Annotated in this window: 17 protein-coding genes; 15 read left to right on the top strand and 2 right to left on the bottom strand. The window is 38.7% G+C overall.

The window, feature by feature from the left end:
- From BLQ59_RS03965 to rfbG, 15 genes are all read left to right on the top strand, one after another.
- A partial coding sequence (locus tag BLQ59_RS03965) for a GumC family protein (protein WP_074571624.1) occupies positions 1–1083 on the top strand: 1083 nt, incomplete at its 5' end.
- 400 nt (positions 1084–1483) lie between these two features.
- Positions 1484–2563 (top strand): glycosyltransferase family protein, encoded by a 1080-nt coding sequence (locus BLQ59_RS03960; protein WP_074571623.1) that lies wholly within the window; start codon positions 1484–1486, stop codon positions 2561–2563.
- 51 nt (positions 2564–2614) lie between these two features.
- Complete coding sequence (locus tag BLQ59_RS03955) at positions 2615–3835, top strand: hypothetical protein (protein ID WP_176756717.1); 1221 nt, start codon at positions 2615–2617, stop codon at positions 3833–3835.
- Positions 3832–4740 (top strand): glycosyltransferase family 2 protein, encoded by a 909-nt coding sequence (locus BLQ59_RS03950; RefSeq protein WP_074571621.1) that lies wholly within the window; start codon positions 3832–3834, stop codon positions 4738–4740. The genes BLQ59_RS03955 and BLQ59_RS03950 overlap by 4 nt, the downstream gene beginning before the upstream one ends.
- 104 nt (positions 4741–4844) lie before the next feature.
- Entirely contained in the window at positions 4845–5939 is a 1095-nt protein-coding gene (glf, locus tag BLQ59_RS03945) for a UDP-galactopyranose mutase (RefSeq protein WP_074571620.1), read from the top strand.
- Between the two features lie 65 nt (positions 5940–6004).
- A complete protein-coding gene (locus tag BLQ59_RS03940) occupies positions 6005–6796 on the top strand; it encodes a DUF4422 domain-containing protein (protein ID WP_074571619.1) in 792 nt (263 codons plus the stop codon).
- A gap of 462 nt (positions 6797–7258) precedes the next feature.
- The gene (locus BLQ59_RS03935) at positions 7259–8389 is read left to right on the top strand and encodes a glycosyltransferase (RefSeq protein WP_074571618.1); all 1131 of its coding nucleotides are present in this window, start codon (positions 7259–7261) and stop codon (positions 8387–8389) included.
- A gap of 56 nt (positions 8390–8445) precedes the next feature.
- Positions 8446–9774, top strand: coding sequence for a nucleotide sugar dehydrogenase (locus BLQ59_RS03930; protein ID WP_074571617.1), 1329 nt, complete (start codon positions 8446–8448; stop codon positions 9772–9774).
- 14 nt (positions 9775–9788) lie between these two features.
- The gene (locus tag BLQ59_RS03925) at positions 9789–10868 is read left to right on the top strand and encodes a Gfo/Idh/MocA family protein (protein WP_074571616.1); all 1080 of its coding nucleotides are present in this window, start codon (positions 9789–9791) and stop codon (positions 10866–10868) included.
- Between the two features lie 10 nt (positions 10869–10878).
- Positions 10879–11451 carry an acyltransferase gene (locus BLQ59_RS03920; RefSeq protein ID WP_074571615.1) on the top strand — a complete coding sequence of 191 codons (573 nt, stop codon included), beginning with the start codon at positions 10879–10881 and terminating at the stop codon, positions 11449–11451.
- A gap of 12 nt (positions 11452–11463) precedes the next feature.
- Complete coding sequence (locus BLQ59_RS03915; protein ID WP_218122865.1) at positions 11464–12558, top strand: DegT/DnrJ/EryC1/StrS family aminotransferase; 1095 nt, start codon at positions 11464–11466, stop codon at positions 12556–12558.
- Positions 12559–12622: 64 nt separating this feature from the next.
- Positions 12623–14074, top strand: coding sequence for a flippase (locus BLQ59_RS03910; RefSeq protein WP_074571614.1), 1452 nt, complete (start codon positions 12623–12625; stop codon positions 14072–14074).
- A 37-nt stretch (positions 14075–14111) separates the two neighbouring features.
- Positions 14112–15212 carry a glycosyltransferase family 2 protein gene (locus BLQ59_RS03905; RefSeq protein WP_074571613.1) on the top strand — a complete coding sequence of 367 codons (1101 nt, stop codon included), beginning with the start codon at positions 14112–14114 and terminating at the stop codon, positions 15210–15212.
- A gap of 59 nt (positions 15213–15271) precedes the next feature.
- Positions 15272–16057, top strand: coding sequence for a glucose-1-phosphate cytidylyltransferase (gene rfbF / locus BLQ59_RS03900; RefSeq protein WP_074571612.1), 786 nt, complete (start codon positions 15272–15274; stop codon positions 16055–16057).
- Positions 16054–17115 carry a CDP-glucose 4,6-dehydratase gene (gene rfbG, locus BLQ59_RS03895; RefSeq protein WP_074571611.1) on the top strand — a complete coding sequence of 354 codons (1062 nt, stop codon included), beginning with the start codon at positions 16054–16056 and terminating at the stop codon, positions 17113–17115. The genes rfbF and rfbG overlap by 4 nt, the downstream gene beginning before the upstream one ends.
- Here the strand turns inward: rfbG and BLQ59_RS03890 are convergent.
- Together BLQ59_RS03890 and BLQ59_RS03885 are read right to left on the bottom strand one after the other, a co-directional pair.
- Positions 17112–17399 carry a helix-turn-helix domain-containing protein gene (locus tag BLQ59_RS03890; RefSeq protein WP_074571610.1) on the bottom strand — a complete coding sequence of 96 codons (288 nt, stop codon included), beginning with the start codon at positions 17397–17399 and terminating at the stop codon, positions 17112–17114. The two genes, rfbG and BLQ59_RS03890, sit on opposite strands and share 4 nt — an antisense overlap.
- Positions 17392–17742, bottom strand: a complete 351-nt coding sequence (locus BLQ59_RS03885; protein ID WP_074571609.1) for a type II toxin-antitoxin system RelE/ParE family toxin — start codon at positions 17740–17742, stop codon at positions 17392–17394. Before BLQ59_RS03885 ends, BLQ59_RS03890 begins: the two co-directional genes overlap by 8 nt.
- Positions 17743–17822: the final 80 nt, after the last annotated feature.

Below are 17822 nucleotides of genomic sequence, written 5' to 3'. Positions count from 1 at the left end.
ATGGAATTGATGAAATCCCGCCGCGTGCTGGAACCTATCATCAATGATATGGAATGGGAAGATGAGAAAAAGAAACCGGAAGCCGAAGCTTTTGCAAAAAAGTATTTGGATATCAAAAATACCAAACAGACAAACCTTATAACGGTTACGGCCAAAGGCAGAACCCCGGAAGAGGCGCAGAAGATATCTCAGGGCGTTGTTGACAACTTCCTAACATTGCAGACCGATATGAATCAGCAAACCCAAAGCTTGTTGGTGAAATTCCTCGAAACTCGTATCGAAGAAGCCAAAAAAGATGCTGAAGAGGCCAGAACCAAGTTCGCGCAGTATCAGCAGGAACATAAAGTATACAGCCCTGATGAACAGGCCAAAGCCATCGTGGCCAAGATGAATGCCTTCGATGAAGCCATCAGCAACATGCAGGTACAGGAAAAATCCAATCAGGCGAAATTGGATGCTATAAATGCAAAGTTAGGCGACATTCGTTCTAGCAGTCAGAATTATAACATCAATGACAATGAAAATGTCATGAACCTGCGCAAGCAGATTGTCGAGGCACAAGTTGGATTGGTTGGCCTGCGGGAACGTTATACGGAAGAACATCCCAGCATTATCTCTGCCAAAGAAAGAATTGCTGCTTTGCAGAAAAAACTTGCGGAAGAAGTCAATACAGTAGTGGCCTCCAAGTATACCACAATCAATCCCACCCAGGCGGCATTGATTGGTGAGCAGGCCAATGCACAGGTAAGCATGGCAGTAGCTAAAGCCAGCGAAGATGCAATCCAAGCTCGTAAGGCGGAAAAAGAAAAGGAGCTCGAAGGTTTTCCGAAGGATGTGTTGGAATATCTGAATCTTCAGCGTGATACAGGGATCAAGGAACAGATTTATACTAATCTGATCAAACAGGCGGAAGATAACAAACTGAAAGAAGCCATGGAAAGCATGGATATTCAGATTATCGATGCGGCGAATCTACCTGATGAGGATAACCCATCGGGGCCACGCATAAAACTAATCACGCTTATTGGGTTTATCATTGGAGGCATTATGTCTGTAGGATACTTATTTTTGAAATATAGATGATGGAGAAAGATTGAAACAAGAAATTCTAGTGAAAAACTGTTTTGGAGCGTAATAAATAATCTCCCTATAAACAAATAAAACTGTTTATGATGGTATTAGATTATCATTATCACTTATAAGTTTGTGAGGTGGTCAGCAACTTATCCATTTTGATGTTTGGGAAGGATATAAAATACCTTGCATTGGTGTAGGAAACATGCTCACTTAGATTGTTTCAAATAGCGGCCAGTAAAAGCTGTCATCAAGATAGTCAAGGGGATATGTTTGGTAGCCCCGGTACTTTCTTTCATGAGTTTTGCGGTATGCCAGCTATATACTTTTAGTATAACTATATTGTAATAATAGTGAAAGGTACGATTTATAACATGATTGGTGCCTTTCGTAGAAAGGCAGAATAGATATGAAAATACTAATTATAGCTTTTCACGATCGTGAAATTGAACCTTATGCTGTGATGTATGAAAAAATAGCGAAAGAAAGCGATGTAGATTATGACATATTTCTTTGGGATAGATTTAGTGATAACAGTTTAGAAATTAAAGATAATGAATATATATTTCATAAAATATGTACCATGGGAGGCGATAAGTTAAAAAAGATACCTGCTTTTTACTGTTTTAGATCTGTGTTAAAAAAAATTATAACGAATAATTGTTATAAAAAGATAATTGTATTAAATACTATGCCGGGAGTGCTTTTAGCTGATTTATTGTTAAACGAATATAAAAATAATTTTATATATGATATTAGGGATTATACTTATGAAAAATATTTTATATATAAGTGGTTGGTAAGGAAATTAATTGCTAATTCAGCGTTTACAACTATATCTTCACCTGGGTTTATAAAATTTCTTGGATATAGTGAAAAGTTTGTTAATAATCATAATATAAGTAATGAAGCCGATAGATTCGCACATTCAACAATATTGAATAAAGAAAAAATTATAATCGGATTTGTTGGAGCTATAAGGTATTATGAGGAAAATACAGCATTATTGGATTGTCTAAAAAACAATGATAAATATAGTTTTGTATATATGGGGAGACGTTATCCTGAGTGTGATTTGTTTACATATTGCCAGGAGAAAAAAATAAAAAATGTATCGTTCAAAGGAGCATTTAGTAATAATGAAAAACCGGTAATATACCGCGGTATTGACATTATTAATGCTGTGTATGGAAATAAAAAAAACGAGGTAAAAACTGCATTGCCAAATAAATTATACGATGCAATAATTTTTAAAAAACCAATAATGGTTTCATCTGATACATATCTTGCAGATGTGGTTGAAAAATATAGAATAGGTTTTTCGGTGGATGTTATTCGTGACAATTTTAAAGATAAGCTGGATAAATATTTACAGAGTTTTAATGCGGAGGAATTTGAGCATAATGCTGATTCACTGCTAGAAAAGGTTATGCGCGAACAAAATGAATTTAAAAAATATGTTAAAGAAACTTTGCTGAAAATTAAATAAAGAATGGAGTTTATTATGCATAAAAATATAATATTGCATATCTTAATATCCATGTTTATTGTACTGCTACCTTTTCAAGACACTGTTTTTCAAAACATGGGGATCGGGTATTTAGGGCAAAGTGTTTCTAATGTTGTTTTGCTTATGTATATTATATTGGTTGTATCATATAAAAAAAGCTATAACAAGAAACGTGTAGTTCTATTATGTGGTATTCCTTTGATTACTTTTATATATTCGTTATTGATGATTTTATCATATTATGATAGCAGTGAGTTTTTGTTATATTTTTATCGGTGTTTCTCAGGAGCAGTGGCTGTTTTTTTGTTTTTTGCTGAATATTATATGATACGTGATAATGTTAATATTCTAAGGAATATGCTTCCTAAGGCATGGTGGGTTAATTTTTTAGGATGGTTTTTGTGCGATATATTAAGACTAGGTTTTGATTCACCAATTCATGTTTTGGCTCCTGCAGATTATCCAAGGCTTTGTGGATTTGCGTCAGAAGCTTCAATGTTTTGCTTTACTACGACAACACTAACGTTGCTTTGTCTACACTATGAAATAGATAAAATTAAAAAAATAATAATGATACTTTTCGGTGGATATGTATTATTATATGGAGGCTCCAAAGGCACTCTTATAAGTTTTTTTATTGCGATATTGTTATATGTTGTGATTACAAAACATGTCGATATTTACAAAAAAATTTTTTTGCTGATTATATTTTTTGTGTGTAGTTATATGGTTTTTTATATGTATTTAGTTGAAGCGTTTATTGTTGATTTTGAAACTGCAACGTCATTTGCTACACGTGGGTCTGTTACTTTGTTGGCTGTTTTTTTGATGTATTATTTTCCTATGGGTACAGGATTTGGAAGGTTTGTTCCTGAGTATATTAATCATATAACAGAAGTATTTGATTTTTTGCAAGGGGTAATGCCTGTTTTTATATTAAAATATGATGAAATTGAAGACATTTTAGGAAGAGGTGGAGGTAAGGGAATCGGTATATTTAATACATTCTTTCAATATTTAGCATTTTTTGGTATTCCATTTTTAATCCTTTTTATTTCTTACATAAAGAAAGCTTTTTCTTATATTAGAACAACAAGACCAACATGGATATCAATATTGTTTTTATTTCTATCGGTGAGTGTTTTTACATTCCATACAGTGAATTGCGTATCGATTATTATTTTGGTTGTATTTTGGTCTGAATATGAATGTAATGCCAATTTTAATGCTACAGAAAGGAAGATTATGTGAAAAAAGTTGGGATTATTGTTTTAAATTTTAACAATCCACAAGACACAATAGCGTGTTTAGAGTCAATTGTAAAAATTAATTATGACAACTTTGTGATTGTTTTAATAGATAATGCTAGTACAGATCAATCAAGTATAATATTAACTAATTATATTAGTAATATTCATGATAGAAAGATTGTGTTTATCAGGTCTGATGTTAACAAAGGATATGCTGGTGGAAATAACATTGGATTAAAGTATGCACTTGAATATGAAAAAGTGGAATATTTTTGGATCCTAAATAATGATACTTTGGTTACAGAAAGTTCGTTGCGTTATTTAGTTGAGAAAATGATGAGTGACAAAAGTATTGGAGTTTGTGGTTCAAAATTATTGTATGAATGGGATCGTAATAAATTACAAGGTTATGGTGGGGAGTATAATAAATGGCTAGGCACAAATAGTACTTGTTTACGAAGTGACGAAATTAATAAAATTGACTATGTTATTGGTGCATCTACTATGATTAGTAAAGATTTTTTAGTAGATATAGGGTATTTAAATGAAGAGTATTTTTTATATTATGAAGAATTAGATTGGGCTGAAAGGGCAAAAGGAAAATATAGGTTAGATTGTGCAATTGATAGTATTGTGTATCATAAGGAAGGTGCAACTAGCGGAGGAAATTATAAATTAGATACCATTTCAGAGTTATCGGATTATTTTCTTATAAGAAATAGAATAAGGTTTACATTTAATTATCACAAAACGTGTATTCCTTCCGTTTATTTAGGACTTGTTTATGCAATGTTCAATAGATTAGTAAGACATCAATATACACGAATATTTATGATTTTTAAATTAATGTTTGGAATTGGAACTGAAAAGTATGAGAAAATGCTTAATTTCCTCCATAATAAATGATTTTAGTGTGGTGAATTGCTTGAATAAGATTATTATATGAAGGTTGGACAGTATAATTAAAATGAGATGGTTCATTTTAATTATGTTGATATGGAGGGAAATTTATGCGTGATTATTTAATTATAGGTAGTGGCTTGTTTGGTGCTGTATTTGCTCATGAAGCGAAAAAAGCGGGAAAATCTGTGCTAGTGATTGAGCGTCGTGACCATGTTGGTGGCAATATTTACTGCGAGGAAATGGATGGCATCAATGTACACAAGTATGGTGCACATATTTTCCATACGTCCTATAAAGATGTTTGGGAATATGTGAATCAGTTTGTGGAGTTCAACAACTATGTGAATTCGCCAGTGGCCAATTATAAGGGGGAACTCTACAACCTTCCGTTTAATATGAATACCTTTGCCAAGCTTTGGGGGATTGTGACTCCGGCTGAGGCTGCGGCCAAGATTTTGGAGCAGCGCACGGCAATCAAGGGTGAGCCTCAGAATTTGGAAGAACAGGCGATATCGCTTGTGGGTACAGATATCTATACGAAACTGATTAAGGGTTATACAGAGAAACAGTGGGGCTGCAACTGTACGGAACTACCTGCGTTCATTATCAAGCGTTTGCCGGTACGTTATACCTTTGACAATAATTATTTCAATGATCGTTATCAGGGCATTCCCATGGGGGGGTATAACAAGCTGATTAGTGCTCTGCTGGATGAGATTGACGTGCGTACCGGTGTAGACTATAACGATTCCCGTGCGGAATTCGAAGGGATTGCCCAGAAAGTGGTTTATACCGGCCCTGTGGATGCGTATTTTGCATATAAATTGGGGCAGTTGGAATATCGTGGTCTGCGTTTTGCGACGGAACGATTGGAAGAAGTTAATCATCAGGGCGTAGCGGTTATGAATTACACAGAACGGGAAGTTCCCTATACCCGCGTGATTGAGCATAAGCATTTCGAATTCGGCATGCAGCCCATTACATATGTAACGAAGGAATATCCGACAGATTGGCATCCCGGTGAGGAAGCTTACTATCCGGTGAATAATGAACGAAATCAGAGATTGTATCAGCAGTATGCAGAACTGGCCGCCAAGGAAGAAAAAGTAATTTTCGGTGGACGTCTAGCTGAATATAAATATTATGATATGGATGATGTTATAAAAAGTGCCCTAGAGTGTGCATGTAGAGAATTACATTAATTGGGGATTATGATGATTAGTTCAATATGTTACAAAAGATTATGTGAGGAGACAAAAAGTATTATATGAGTTTTAATATTCAAATTATGATTGTAACGCATAAAGATTACTGGCTTCCCAAAGATGAGGTATATTATCCAATGTATGTTGGGGAAAAAGCACGTGGTTTAGAAAAAGAAGGTATGGTTTCGGAAACATGTTTAACGGATGGAACAGGGGATAATATTGCAGAAAAAAATCCAAATTACTGCGAACTTACAGGAATGTATTGGGCTTGGAAAAATATGCAAGCAGATTATATTGGATTAGTTCATTATCGTAGATTATTTACATGTAAAGAAAAGTATTCACAAGAGGGAAAAAGAGAGCAGATTTTATCTTATTCGGATTGGAAGAGGATTCTTACTAATCATGCGGTTGTTGTTCCTCGTAAGCGGAGGTATTATATAGAAAGTAATTATACGCATTATATCCATGCGCATCATAGCGAAGGCCTAATTGAAACACGGAAAATTATAATAGATAGATATCCAGAATATTTATCCGATTACGATAAAATTATGAATCGTACATGGGCGCATATGTTTAATATGTTTGTTATGCGTAAAGATGTGTATAATGCATATTGTAACTGGTTATTCTCAATTTTATTTGAGTTAGAATCTCGTATTGATATTAGTAACTATAGTAAGTACGAAGCAAGAATCTTTGGTTTTATATCAGAACTGTTGTTAGATGTTTGGTTGGAGCATAATAATATTGAATATGTAGAACAGAATGTATCTTTTATGGAGTCGCAAAATTGGATAAAAAAAGGCGGTAATTTTATAAAGCGAAAATTTTTGAAAAAGGTTTAATATAACGTTTAAATCTGATACAGATTCTCCATTCATATGTATAATCGGATGAGCGGCGGAGGACATTCGAATACATCGATTATATCCTCTTTGACGACAACAAATTTTGCATCGATTACTGACGATAGACAACAATATTGAATCTAGTAGGGTTTCCATTCGCGTGGTTATCATTCTTCAAACGGTGTCTAGTTAATTCCTTTGGTAGTGGATTTTGACATATAAGTTTCTTTAGGCTTCCCACATCAAGTTTAATAAGATTATCCGAATATATTTTTTTTATAATTGTATTCCTTATGCTTTAAATCTATTTCTAAATATAGGACACCATACAAATCTGAAAACTAGATTGTAAATCAAACCATATACTAGAAATGGAGAGTGTTTATTTGCTAGAGATACAAGGAAAATAATTTAATTTGTATGTCTTTCTATATGTTGCGATGGAGGTAATTGATATTCATGAAAAAAGGATACTATATTTTTTGTGGCTCCCAAAAAGATTTAGAAAAAGGTTCTCTTGGTGTTGTAAAAAAAATGCAAAGACAAGTAGATGTTTTAAATAATTATTTTGAAACGAATTTTATAACCATTACTGAACCTAAAAACTATCATAGAGGAATTATAGATAAAATAATGTTGAGGGTCCCAAATGTTTCATTTCCTAGAGACTATATTCAAGCCATTAGTTATATGGATTCCCCGGATTTTATATACATTAGAGGAACAATAGCAGATAAAAAATTTATTGAGTTTTTGTCTATGTTACGTTCAAATTTCCCGAATTGTAAAATAATCATAGAATTATTCACTTATCCATATGAGAAAGATACCTTTGATTCTTGGATAATGAAGCCTTTGATGTTTAAAGATAGAATATATCGAAAGTTTTATAAGAAACTTATTGATAGATTTACAACCTATTCACTAGATAAGGAAATATTTGGTGTGCCAACAATAAATATTATGAATGGCATCAATGCTAAAGATGTTGAACCGATTATGCCTTCAAGATATGATGTAAATACACTACATTTAGTTTTTGTCGGCTATATGCAAAAGCAGCATGGATTAGAGAGATTATTATACGGATTATATAATTATTATTGTAAATCAACAAAGAAAAATGTTATTTTTCACATGGTAGGAGATGGACCAGAACTTGATAAGTACGAAGCTATAGTGGATAAGCTATGCTTATCTGATTATGTTATAGTTTACGGCTCTAAACATGGAAAAGAGCTTGATGATATATATAATCAAGCAGATTTAGGGGTAGATGCGCTTTCGCTCTATAAATCGGGTATTAATTGGTCGAGTTCCTTAAAATCGAGAGAATACTTAGCGAAAGGTTTACCAATAGTATCTGGATGTAGAACGGATGTATTTGAAAAATACAAATGTGATTATCATGTGGATTTTGCAAATGATGCATCTCCAATTGATGTGGAGAAAATCATTAGTTGGTATAATGACTTGTCAAATCAATATGTCGATAAAGTAGAGATGACTAAGGCAATACATGCATACGCAGTAAATCACGTAGATAGTTCTGTGGTTATAAAGCCCGTGGTGGATTATATCTATTCTTAGGTGATGAATAAAATGTATAAGATTTTTCTAGTAAGTTTAGGAGTAGTGAGTTTTTAATGAATTTTAATATAATTTATGCAGAACTTATTGCCGGCCAGGCAAAATTGGCTTTAGTAGGATTAGGTTATGTTGGAATGCCCATTGCGGTGGAGTTTGCCAAACATGTGCAGGTTATCGGTTTTGATATCAATGAGAAGCGCATTGCAGAATACCAAAATGGTATAGATGCCACGAATGAAGTGGGGGAAGCCATTGCCCAGACGACTGTGGAGTTCACTGCTGATGCAGCCCGCCTGCAGGACGCGCGTTTTATCATTGTGGCTGTGCCTACGCCGGTCAACGCGGATACCACTCCGGATTTGCGGCCCATCGAAGGGGCTGCCCGCACCGTCGGGGAAAATCTCTCCCCCGGCACTATTGTGGTCTTTGAGTCAACAGTTTATCCCGGTGTTACGGAAGATATCTGTGTGCCCTTGATTGAACAGTATTCCGGATTGAAATGTGGTGTGGACTGGAAGATTGGCTATTCGCCGGAGCGCATCAACCCTGGTGACAGAGTGCATACGTTGACTTCTGTGGTCAAGGTGGTATCTGGTATGGATGAGGAAACGGCCCGGGAAATCAAAAAGGTTTACGACATTGTCATCAAGGCCGGAACGCATCCCGTATCCACCATCAGGACGGCGGAGGCAGTCAAGGTGGTAGAAAATAGTCAGCGTGACATAAATATAGCTTTCGTCAATGAAGTGGCCATGATGTGTGACAGGATGCATATTGATACAGCGGAAGTCATTGACGGCATGAATACCAAGTGGAATGCTTTGGGGTTCCGTCCTGGTTTGGTTGGCGGCCATTGCATCGGTGTGGACCCTTATTATCTGACCAATGCGGCAGAAAAAATGGGCTATCACAGCCAGATTATCCTGAACGGGCGCAAGGTCAATGACAGCATGGGCGCTTTTGTGGCAGATGCAGCCATCAAGCAGATGATTGAAGCAGGCATGGCTCCGAAAAAAGCCACGGTGCTGATTCTGGGGATTACCTTCAAGGAAAACTGTCCGGATACCCGCAACAGCAAGGTAGCGGATATCATCAGCCGCTTACAGGAATTTGAGATTGAACCAGTGGTGGCTGACCCTTGGGCAGATGCAGCAGTAGCCAAGGCTGCCTATGACGTGGATTTGGTCGCTAGTGAGGACCTTCCTCTGGCTGACTGTGTGATTGTCGCGGTGGGGCATAAGGAATACCGCAGCATGTCCATGATGCAGCTCAAAAAGCTCTTCAAGCCGGAACTGGCTGACAGCGAAAAGGTGCTGATTGACGTAAAGAGCCTTTACCGCAGAGATGAATTGGATGCGTCGGGAATGCGCTACTGGCGGTTGTAATGGGGGAGTAGAACATGAAATATGCATTAATCGGCTGTGGCCGTATTGCTATAAATCATATCAAGGCAGCTGTGAATAATCAGTTAGAGATTGTGGCAGTCTGTGATATCGTGCCGGAAAAGATGGAGGCACTGCTGGCCAAGCATGGTCTGGAGAAAGATAGCAGCATTGCCCGCTTTACGGATTACAAGGAAATGCTTATGGCGGTTAAGCCAGACTTTGTCAGCATTGCCACGGAATCTGGCAAGCATGCGGAGACTGCCCTGTACTGCATCGATAATGGCATCCATGTGATCATCGAAAAGCCCATGGCCATGAGCATGGCCGATGCGGATGGAATCGTCCGTCGCAGTAAGGAGAAGAATGTCAAGGTAGCGGCCTGCCATCAGAACCGCTTCAATGTGGCCGTGCAGAAAATGCGGCAGGCTGTGGAAGGCGGCCGCTTTGGCAAGCTTTCCCATGGTTCCATCCATGTGCGTTGGAATCGCAATCATGGCTATTATGATCAGGCCAAATGGCGCGGCACCTGGGCACAGGATGGTGGTGCTCTGATGAATCAGTGCATTCATGGCATTGACCTGTTCCGCTGGATGCTTGGCGGCGAAGTGGATACCATCTACGCCCAGACTCGTCAGCAATTCCATGATTATCTGGAATGTGAGGACTTGGGCATGGCGGTAGTGACCTTCAAAAACGGGGCTATCGGCACGATTGAGGGTACTACGAATGTCTACCCGCAGAACTTGGAAGAAACCCTGTACCTTTTCGGTGAAACCGGCACGGTAAAATTGGGCGGCAAGTCTACCAATAACATCGATGTTTGGGATTTTGCCGATGAGACGGAAGCTGACCAGGCCAATAAGGGCTTGGAGGAAGCCACCAGCAATGTCTACGGCAACGGCCATACCAGCCTGTTTGCCGATATGATGGATGCCATCCAGAATGACCGCGCTCCCTATGTGGATGCGGAAGCTGGCCGCAATGCGGTGGAGATGATTCTGGCTATTTATAAATCTGCCGCCACTGGTCAGCCGGTAAAACTGCCACTGGTGGATGTGGCTTCTACGGACTTTACTGGCAGATTCGATAAGTAAGGAGATTGTTATGGCACAGGAAAAAGAATATTTCGCCCATGAAACGGCGGTAGTCGATAATGGCGCAAAAATTGGCAAGGGAACCCATATCTGGCATTTCTCCCATGTAATGGGCGGGGCGGAAATCGGCGAGGGCTGCAACCTGGGGCAGAATGTCTTTGTGGCCAATGATGTAAAGATCGGCAATAAGGTCAAGATTCAAAACAATGTCAGCGTGTACGAGGGGGTGCAGCTGGAAGATTATGTATTCTGTGGCCCAAGCATGGTATTTACCAATGTGCGGACGCCGCGTTGTGAATATCCCCGCAATACCTCCAAGGATTACGCAGACACAATTGTAAAGCGCGGAGCAAGCATTGGCGCAAATGCCACGATCGTTTGCGGTACGACCTTAGGCAAAAATGCCTTTGTCGGGGCAGGTTCGACGGTGACCAAGGATGTGCCGGATTATGCCATGGTCTATGGCAATCCGGCCAGAATCAAAGGCTATATGTGCGCTTGCGGCGATACCATTGTGGACGAAAATGCCGAAGAACTCCATTGCGACCGTTGCGGCGTGCATGTGAAATTGAATGAACAATAAGAGGTGCAAAAGATGATTCCCTTTGTAGACATGGCAGCCCAGCAGGCTTCCATTAAAGATGAACTGGATAAGAGACTTTCTGATGTATTGGCTTCGGGGAAGTTTATCCTCGGCCCGGAGGTCAAAGAGCTGGAAAGTAAGCTTGCAGATTATACAGGCGCAAAATACTGCATCACCTGTGCCAGCGGCACGGATGCTTTGCAGATTGCCCTGATGGCCTTGAATATTGGGCCGGGGGATGAGGTTATTACTACGGCTTTTACCTATATCGCTACCGGCGAAGTTATTGCCCAGGTTGGGGCAACGCCGGTATTTGTGGATATTGATCCGGTAAGCTACAATATTGCCCCGGCAAAGATTGAAGAGGCCATCACGGACAAGACCAAGGCCATTATCCCGGTCAGCCTCTATGGTCAGTGCGCCGATTTTGATGAAATCAATGCCATTGCAGAAAAGCATGGCATTGTCGTAATCGAAGATGGTGCGCAGAGTTTCGGTGCTACCTACAAGGGCAAGCGCTCCTGCAATCTCAGCACCATTGGCTGCACCAGCTTCTTCCCCACCAAGCCGCTGGGCTGTTATGGGGATGGCGGGGCAATCTTTACCAACGATGAAGAGTTGGCCAAAGCCATGGATCAGATTCACCGCCATGGCCAGGATAGACGCTACCACCATATCCGTATGGGCTTGAACAGCCGCTTGGATACCATGCAGGCCGCAGTTCTTTTGGCGAAGATGAGCAAATTCGACGAAGAAATCAAGCGCCGGGAAACAATCGGCAAACGCTACACCAGCCTGCTGAAGGATATTCCGGGCGTAAAAACGCCGCAAATCAAAGACGGCAACACCTGCGTCTACGCTCAGTACACTATCGTGGTGGAAAATCGGGATGAACTGCAGGCCAAGCTCAAGGAAAAAGGCATTCCCACGGCGGTGCATTACCCCATTCCCTTGAACAAGCAGCCCATTTTTGAAAACATGAGCCATGTAGGCGAGATTCCCAACGCCGAATACGTGTCAGAACACGTAATCAGCCTGCCTATGAGTGCCTGGCTGAAGGATGAGGATATGGACTATATCGTGGCGGCGATTAAGGAATTGGTTTGAAGCATGGCCGTAATAATAAAAAAAATGAAATTCATGTGTACTTCTGGATTGTGGAGTTGCGTTTATGGCGAGTAATAAGATGCGTTCGTTGAAAGTAAATGCATTATTGAACGCGGTTACTCAGTTATGTAAGATTCTATTTCCTGTAATAACTTTTTCTTATTCAGCACATATTCTTGGGGCATCCAATATAGGTATTCTTAATTTTAGTGCATCTATTGTTGGCTATTTTTCGATGTTGGCAATGTTAGGGATAGGAACATATGCTGTTAGAGAAGGAGCTTCTTGTCGAAATGATGCAGATTCTTTGAGTCGCTTTGCTTCAGAAGTGTTTTCAATCAATGTATTATCAATGGTGATTTCATATATATTGATGATAATATTGATGATTAGTTGGGATTTTTTAGCAGATTATAATATATATATTTTTATCCAGTCATTAGCTATTATAATGGCAACGTTAGGTGCAAATTGGGTAAATGTAATATATGAGGACTTTTTGTATCTAACAATTCGTTATATATCATTCCAAGTGCTTTCAATAGTTTTATTATTATTATTTGTGAAAAGTAGAGAGGATCTATTAGTTTATATATTAATTAAACTTTTTGCAAGTTCGGGAGGAGAATTTTTAAATTTTTATTATATAAGGAGATATTTGAAGTTAAAATTAACTGTTCACTTAAATTTAAAAAAGCACTTAAAACCAATCCTTATATTGTTTGCAAATGAAGTGGCGGTATTTATATATGTAAACTCTGATATTACAATACTTAAAATGTTTGCATCTGATAAAGATGTAGGTATATATGCTACAGCGTCAAATTTATATAATGTGACAAAACGAATGGTATATTCATTTATTGTGGTTGCGATGCCAAGATTTTCTTTTATGGCTGCCAATAACACAGAGAAGATGGAAGATCTTTATATGCGAATAAAAAATATGGAACTAATTGTCGCATTGCCTGTTACAGTTGGGATAATACTAGCAGGAAAAGAAATTTTGTCAGTATTAGCTGGAGAAGAATTTACATCTGGATATATGGCTCTATGCATACTTTCTCCTGCGGTACTTTTGGTTGCTTATAGTAATTTGTGTGTGCTTGGTGTTTTGTTACCTTATAAGCAGGAAAAAATACTGTTGTTTGTTACATGTATTGCTTCTTGTGTTAATATAGCGTTAAATTTCTTATTAATTCCCCAATATGGTATTGAAGCAGCTGCTTTTACTACTGTTATAGCAGAGTTGATTGTATTAATTGTATGTAATTATAAGGCGGAAAAGTTTATACATGCAAGTATAAAACGTAGAAATGTTATAACAGTCATTGGTGGAACTATAGGAATGATAATATCCTGTCTTTTGATTAATAATATACAGTGTAATGATTTGATAATGTTGATACTAAAAATTGTAATTTCAGGAATTGTATATTGGGGGATATTAAGTGCTATAAAAAATGAATATGCGATTTTGATTTCAAAAAGTATTATAGAAAAGATGCATAGATAAGGTGATGCTATCTATATATGGACTGGGGAGTGTTTTCATGTGTACGCTTAGTATATTAATTACTACTTATAATCAATCAGAATTACTTAAAACTAATTTAGCTGAGATTATTAAATATAAAGGTAATGATATAGAAGTTGTTGTTAGTGATAATTGTTCTACAGAGGATATAGCAAGTGTAATTACATCCTTTGAAGACTCTAGGATTAAGTATTATCGAAATTCAATAAATGAAGGACAGGATGGAAACATTCTGTTTGGAATGAAACATTGTAAGGGTGATTATATATATCTTTTTAGGACGCGAGATGTCATTATAAGCAATAAAATACCAGATGTATTAGAGTGTATAAAAAATCATCCTAATGCTGTGTTTTTTCTCTTTTCATCACTAAATGAAATAGGAGAGGTTAGACAGCAATTACCTGATAAAGAGTATCGACAATTTAAAGAGGCTGTATATGCACATGATAAATTGTTGGTTCATCCAAGTGGAATGCTTTATCGTCGTAATGCATTGAATATTGGTATAGTGGAAAAATATATAAAAAAGTATTTTGATGACAACTATAGCTTTATTGCACATCAGATGATAAGAATGGATTTATCACAAAAGGGAAGTTTTGTGACTTCTAGCATATACGCTTGGAAATATGCGCGAAGTAATATGGTGAAGGGAAAATCTGGAGTTCTTGAATCTGGAAGAGGAGATCCTCATGCTCCCCAATATCATAATAGGAGATTCAGTTGTGAAATGGATTTTGCATATAATGAAATCCCAAAACCGTATAATATGGAATTTTGCAAACAGTTAATTAGAAAATTCTTTGTATTCGAGACTGTATTCTACCCTTTAATGATAAGGGATATCGGCTACGTCCAGCATTACGGAAATGAAAGAGAATCATATAGCAGGATTGAAACAATAAGAAATTTTTATAGCCACGCATCGCGTGAAATAGATACTATATCACATTTTGATAAAGATGAATTGAATGCTTTTTTGGAAAAAACTAAGAGAAAAATTCCGTTAAATATTTTACGCGCAGAAAGTTGTCATTTTATTAATGAAAATAAATGTTTAAGAATAGTATTATATCCACTACGCAAGCTATATCATATAGTAAAACTTACGTAGTGAATCATTCGTTTGAAAAAGTATATAGTAACTTTTATTAAAAGGGATGGTAAAATTTTATGAAGGTGGTTCTTTTAGCTGGTGGTTTTGGAACTAGAATTAGCGAAGAGTCGCAGTTTAAACCAAAGCCAATGATAGAAATTGGTGGTAAACCTATTCTTTGGCATATCATGAAAGAATATCTGCACTATGGTTTTGACGAATTTATAATTTGTGCTGGTTATAAGCAGGAATATATAAAGAACTATTTTGCCCATTATTTCCTGCAGGCAAGTGATATTTCTTTTGACTTTCGGGTAGGGAATGAGCGTGATCATCGTGAGATTCATGCCAGTGATTATGAACCTTGGAAGGTTACGGTGGTCGATACCGGACATGATACCATGACCGGTGGGCGTATCAAACGCATTCAGCAGTATATTGGTGATGAAGCATTCCTGCTGACCTATGGTGATGGTGTCTGTGATGTGGATATTCAAAAATTAGTTGAATTTCATAAGGCGCATGGCAAGCTGGTAACCATGACAGCGGTTAAACCGGAGGGGCGTTTCGGCATTCTTGATCTGGATGGTGACCGTATCGCCTCCTTCCGTGAAAAGAGTCAGCAGGACGTTGGCTACATCAATGGTGGATATATGGTTGTAGAACCAAAGGTTTTTGATTATATCGAGGGAGATAGTACCACTTTTGAACGGGAACCGTTGGAGCGGGTTGCGGAGGAAGGACAGATGATGGCCTTCAAGCATAAAGGGTTCTGGCAGTGTATGGATACGATGCGTGACCGGCAGAAGTTGGAGAAACTTTGGCAGTCGGGGAAGGCACCTTGGAAAGTGTGGGACAAATGAAGTTAAAACCAGAGTTTTATAAGGGGAAAAAGGTACTGGTCACTGGACATACAGGTTTCAAGGGCATGTGGCTTTGCAAGATGCTGGAAGTATTTGGTGCGGAAGTAACTGGATATGCGCTGGAGTCTCCCGCGGAAGAAGGCGGCAAGGTTTTACGTCAGTCCGGCATTGAAGCAGGGATGAAATCCATCATTGGCGATATCCGTGACCGGGAGAAACTGATGCGGGCCTTTGTTGAAGCACAGCCGGAGATCGTCCTGCATCTGGCGGCGCAGCCTCTCGTCATTGAAAGTTACAAGGAACCGGTACTTACCTATGAAACCAATGTGATGGGCACGGTCAATGTACTGGAATGCGTGCGGCAGACGGAGAGTGTCAGGTCTTTCCTTAATGTCACCACGGATAAGGTTTATGAGAATAAGGAATGGTCTTGGGGCTACCGGGAAAATGAACCATTGGATGGCTATGATCCCTATTCCAACAGCAAGAGTTGCTCGGAATTGGTAACTCATAGCTATAAGAAGAGTTTCTTTGCCGGTGAACGCTGTGCAATTTCCACAGCTAGAGCAGGCAATGTGATTGGCGGTGGCGATTTTTCGGATAATCGTATTATCCCTGATTCGGTGCGGGCTGCTTATGCCGGAGAGCGCATAAAGGTTCGCAATCCGTATTCTACACGTCCTTATCAGCATGTGCTGGAACCACTTTATGCGTATTTGTTGATTGCGCAGGCTCAGTATGAGGATGGTAAATATGCAGATTGGTACAATGTTGGCCCGGATGAATGCGATTGTGTGACTACTGGGAAATTGACAGATATTTTCTGCCGCCAATGGGGCGAAGGGCTTGCGTGGGAAAATATCAGCGTGGAAGGGCCGCATGAGGCCAACTTCCTCAAGCTGGATTGTTCCCAAATAAAAAGCCACCTTGGCTGGCAGCCGAGATGGCATATAGAAGATGCGTTGAGAGAAACGGTAATTTGGGCGAAGGCATGGCAGCAGGGGGCAGATATTTCTGTGGTCATGGAAAGACAGATCCATAAATTTTTGGAGGCTTAATGTGCGGTATCTGTTACGAACTCAACTCGAAGTGTCATGCCCAGGCCTTTGGCCAGTTTTTTGAGCATGTTCAATGACGGATTGCGATTACCGTTTTCGATGCGGCTGATATCTGCCTGCGTGATGCCTGTGCGAAGAGAAAGCTCTTTTTGGGTGATGTTCTGTTCCTTGCGGGCATCAATCATGGCCTGAATAATATCGTATTCTGGGGCGAGCGCGTCATATTCGGCTTGGACAATGGGATTTTTCAGCAGTTCCTGCTTGAATTCGCTGTATTCACTCATGGGGGTGTCTCCTTTCATAATCTGCCTTGTATTTTTTGGCAAGAGCCAATTCTCTTTTGGGTGTCTTTTGTGATTTCTTCACAAAGCCGTTGGTGAGAATTGCTTTCTTGCCGACGTAGAAAAAGTAGAAAACCCGTGTGATGTTGGATGATTCCTTGGCGCGTAATTCGAAGATGCCATCTTCCAGTGATTCAGAATAAGGCATCCGCAGTGCAGGGCCGTTGACTTCTAGAAGGTCAAGATTTCGTAACATCTTTGCCTGCATTTTCTCATTCAGTGTGAAAATAAATTCTTTAGCGGGTTTCTTGCCATCTTCGGTGGTGTAGAACTCAATGGTGTACATAGTTACCTCCTTGTAATTATTATATGTCTTATTCAACATAAAGGCAAGCAGGTAAAGTGATTAATATATGAATTTTGGTT

The sequence above is a fragment of the Pseudoselenomonas ruminantium genome, assembly GCF_900104055.1.
In the GTDB taxonomy this organism is placed as follows: Bacteria; Bacillota; Negativicutes; order Selenomonadales; family Selenomonadaceae; genus Selenomonas_A; species Selenomonas_A ruminantium_C.
This window is presented reverse-complemented; position numbering and strand designations above follow the sequence as displayed.

Bases quoted from the DNA above. Each gene is read 5' to 3' on its own strand.
- BLQ59_RS03885 (WP_074571609.1), bottom strand. From the start codon at position 17,742: ATGTACACCATTGAGTTCTACACCACCGAAGATGGCAAGAAACCCGCT.
- BLQ59_RS03925 (WP_074571616.1), top strand. From the start codon at position 9,789: ATGAAATATGCATTAATCGGCTGTGGCCGTATTGCTATAAATCATATC.
- BLQ59_RS03960 (WP_074571623.1), top strand. From the start codon at position 1,484: ATGAAAATACTAATTATAGCTTTTCACGATCGTGAAATTGAACCTTAT.
- glf (WP_074571620.1), top strand. From the start codon at position 4,845: ATGCGTGATTATTTAATTATAGGTAGTGGCTTGTTTGGTGCTGTATTT.
- BLQ59_RS03910 (WP_074571614.1), top strand. From the start codon at position 12,623: ATGGCGAGTAATAAGATGCGTTCGTTGAAAGTAAATGCATTATTGAAC.
- BLQ59_RS03905 (WP_074571613.1), top strand. From the start codon at position 14,112: ATGTGTACGCTTAGTATATTAATTACTACTTATAATCAATCAGAATTA.
- BLQ59_RS03940 (WP_074571619.1), top strand. From the start codon at position 6,005: ATGAGTTTTAATATTCAAATTATGATTGTAACGCATAAAGATTACTGG.
- BLQ59_RS03935 (WP_074571618.1), top strand. From the start codon at position 7,259: ATGAAAAAAGGATACTATATTTTTTGTGGCTCCCAAAAAGATTTAGAA.
- BLQ59_RS03920 (WP_074571615.1), top strand. From the start codon at position 10,879: ATGGCACAGGAAAAAGAATATTTCGCCCATGAAACGGCGGTAGTCGAT.
- BLQ59_RS03930 (WP_074571617.1), top strand. From the start codon at position 8,446: ATGAATTTTAATATAATTTATGCAGAACTTATTGCCGGCCAGGCAAAA.
- BLQ59_RS03915 (WP_218122865.1), top strand. From the start codon at position 11,464: ATGATTCCCTTTGTAGACATGGCAGCCCAGCAGGCTTCCATTAAAGAT.
- BLQ59_RS03955 (WP_176756717.1), top strand. From the start codon at position 2,615: ATGTTTATTGTACTGCTACCTTTTCAAGACACTGTTTTTCAAAACATG.
- BLQ59_RS03890 (WP_074571610.1), bottom strand. From the start codon at position 17,399: ATGAGTGAATACAGCGAATTCAAGCAGGAACTGCTGAAAAATCCCATT.
- rfbG (WP_074571611.1), top strand. From the start codon at position 16,054: ATGAAGTTAAAACCAGAGTTTTATAAGGGGAAAAAGGTACTGGTCACT.
- rfbF (WP_074571612.1), top strand. From the start codon at position 15,272: ATGAAGGTGGTTCTTTTAGCTGGTGGTTTTGGAACTAGAATTAGCGAA.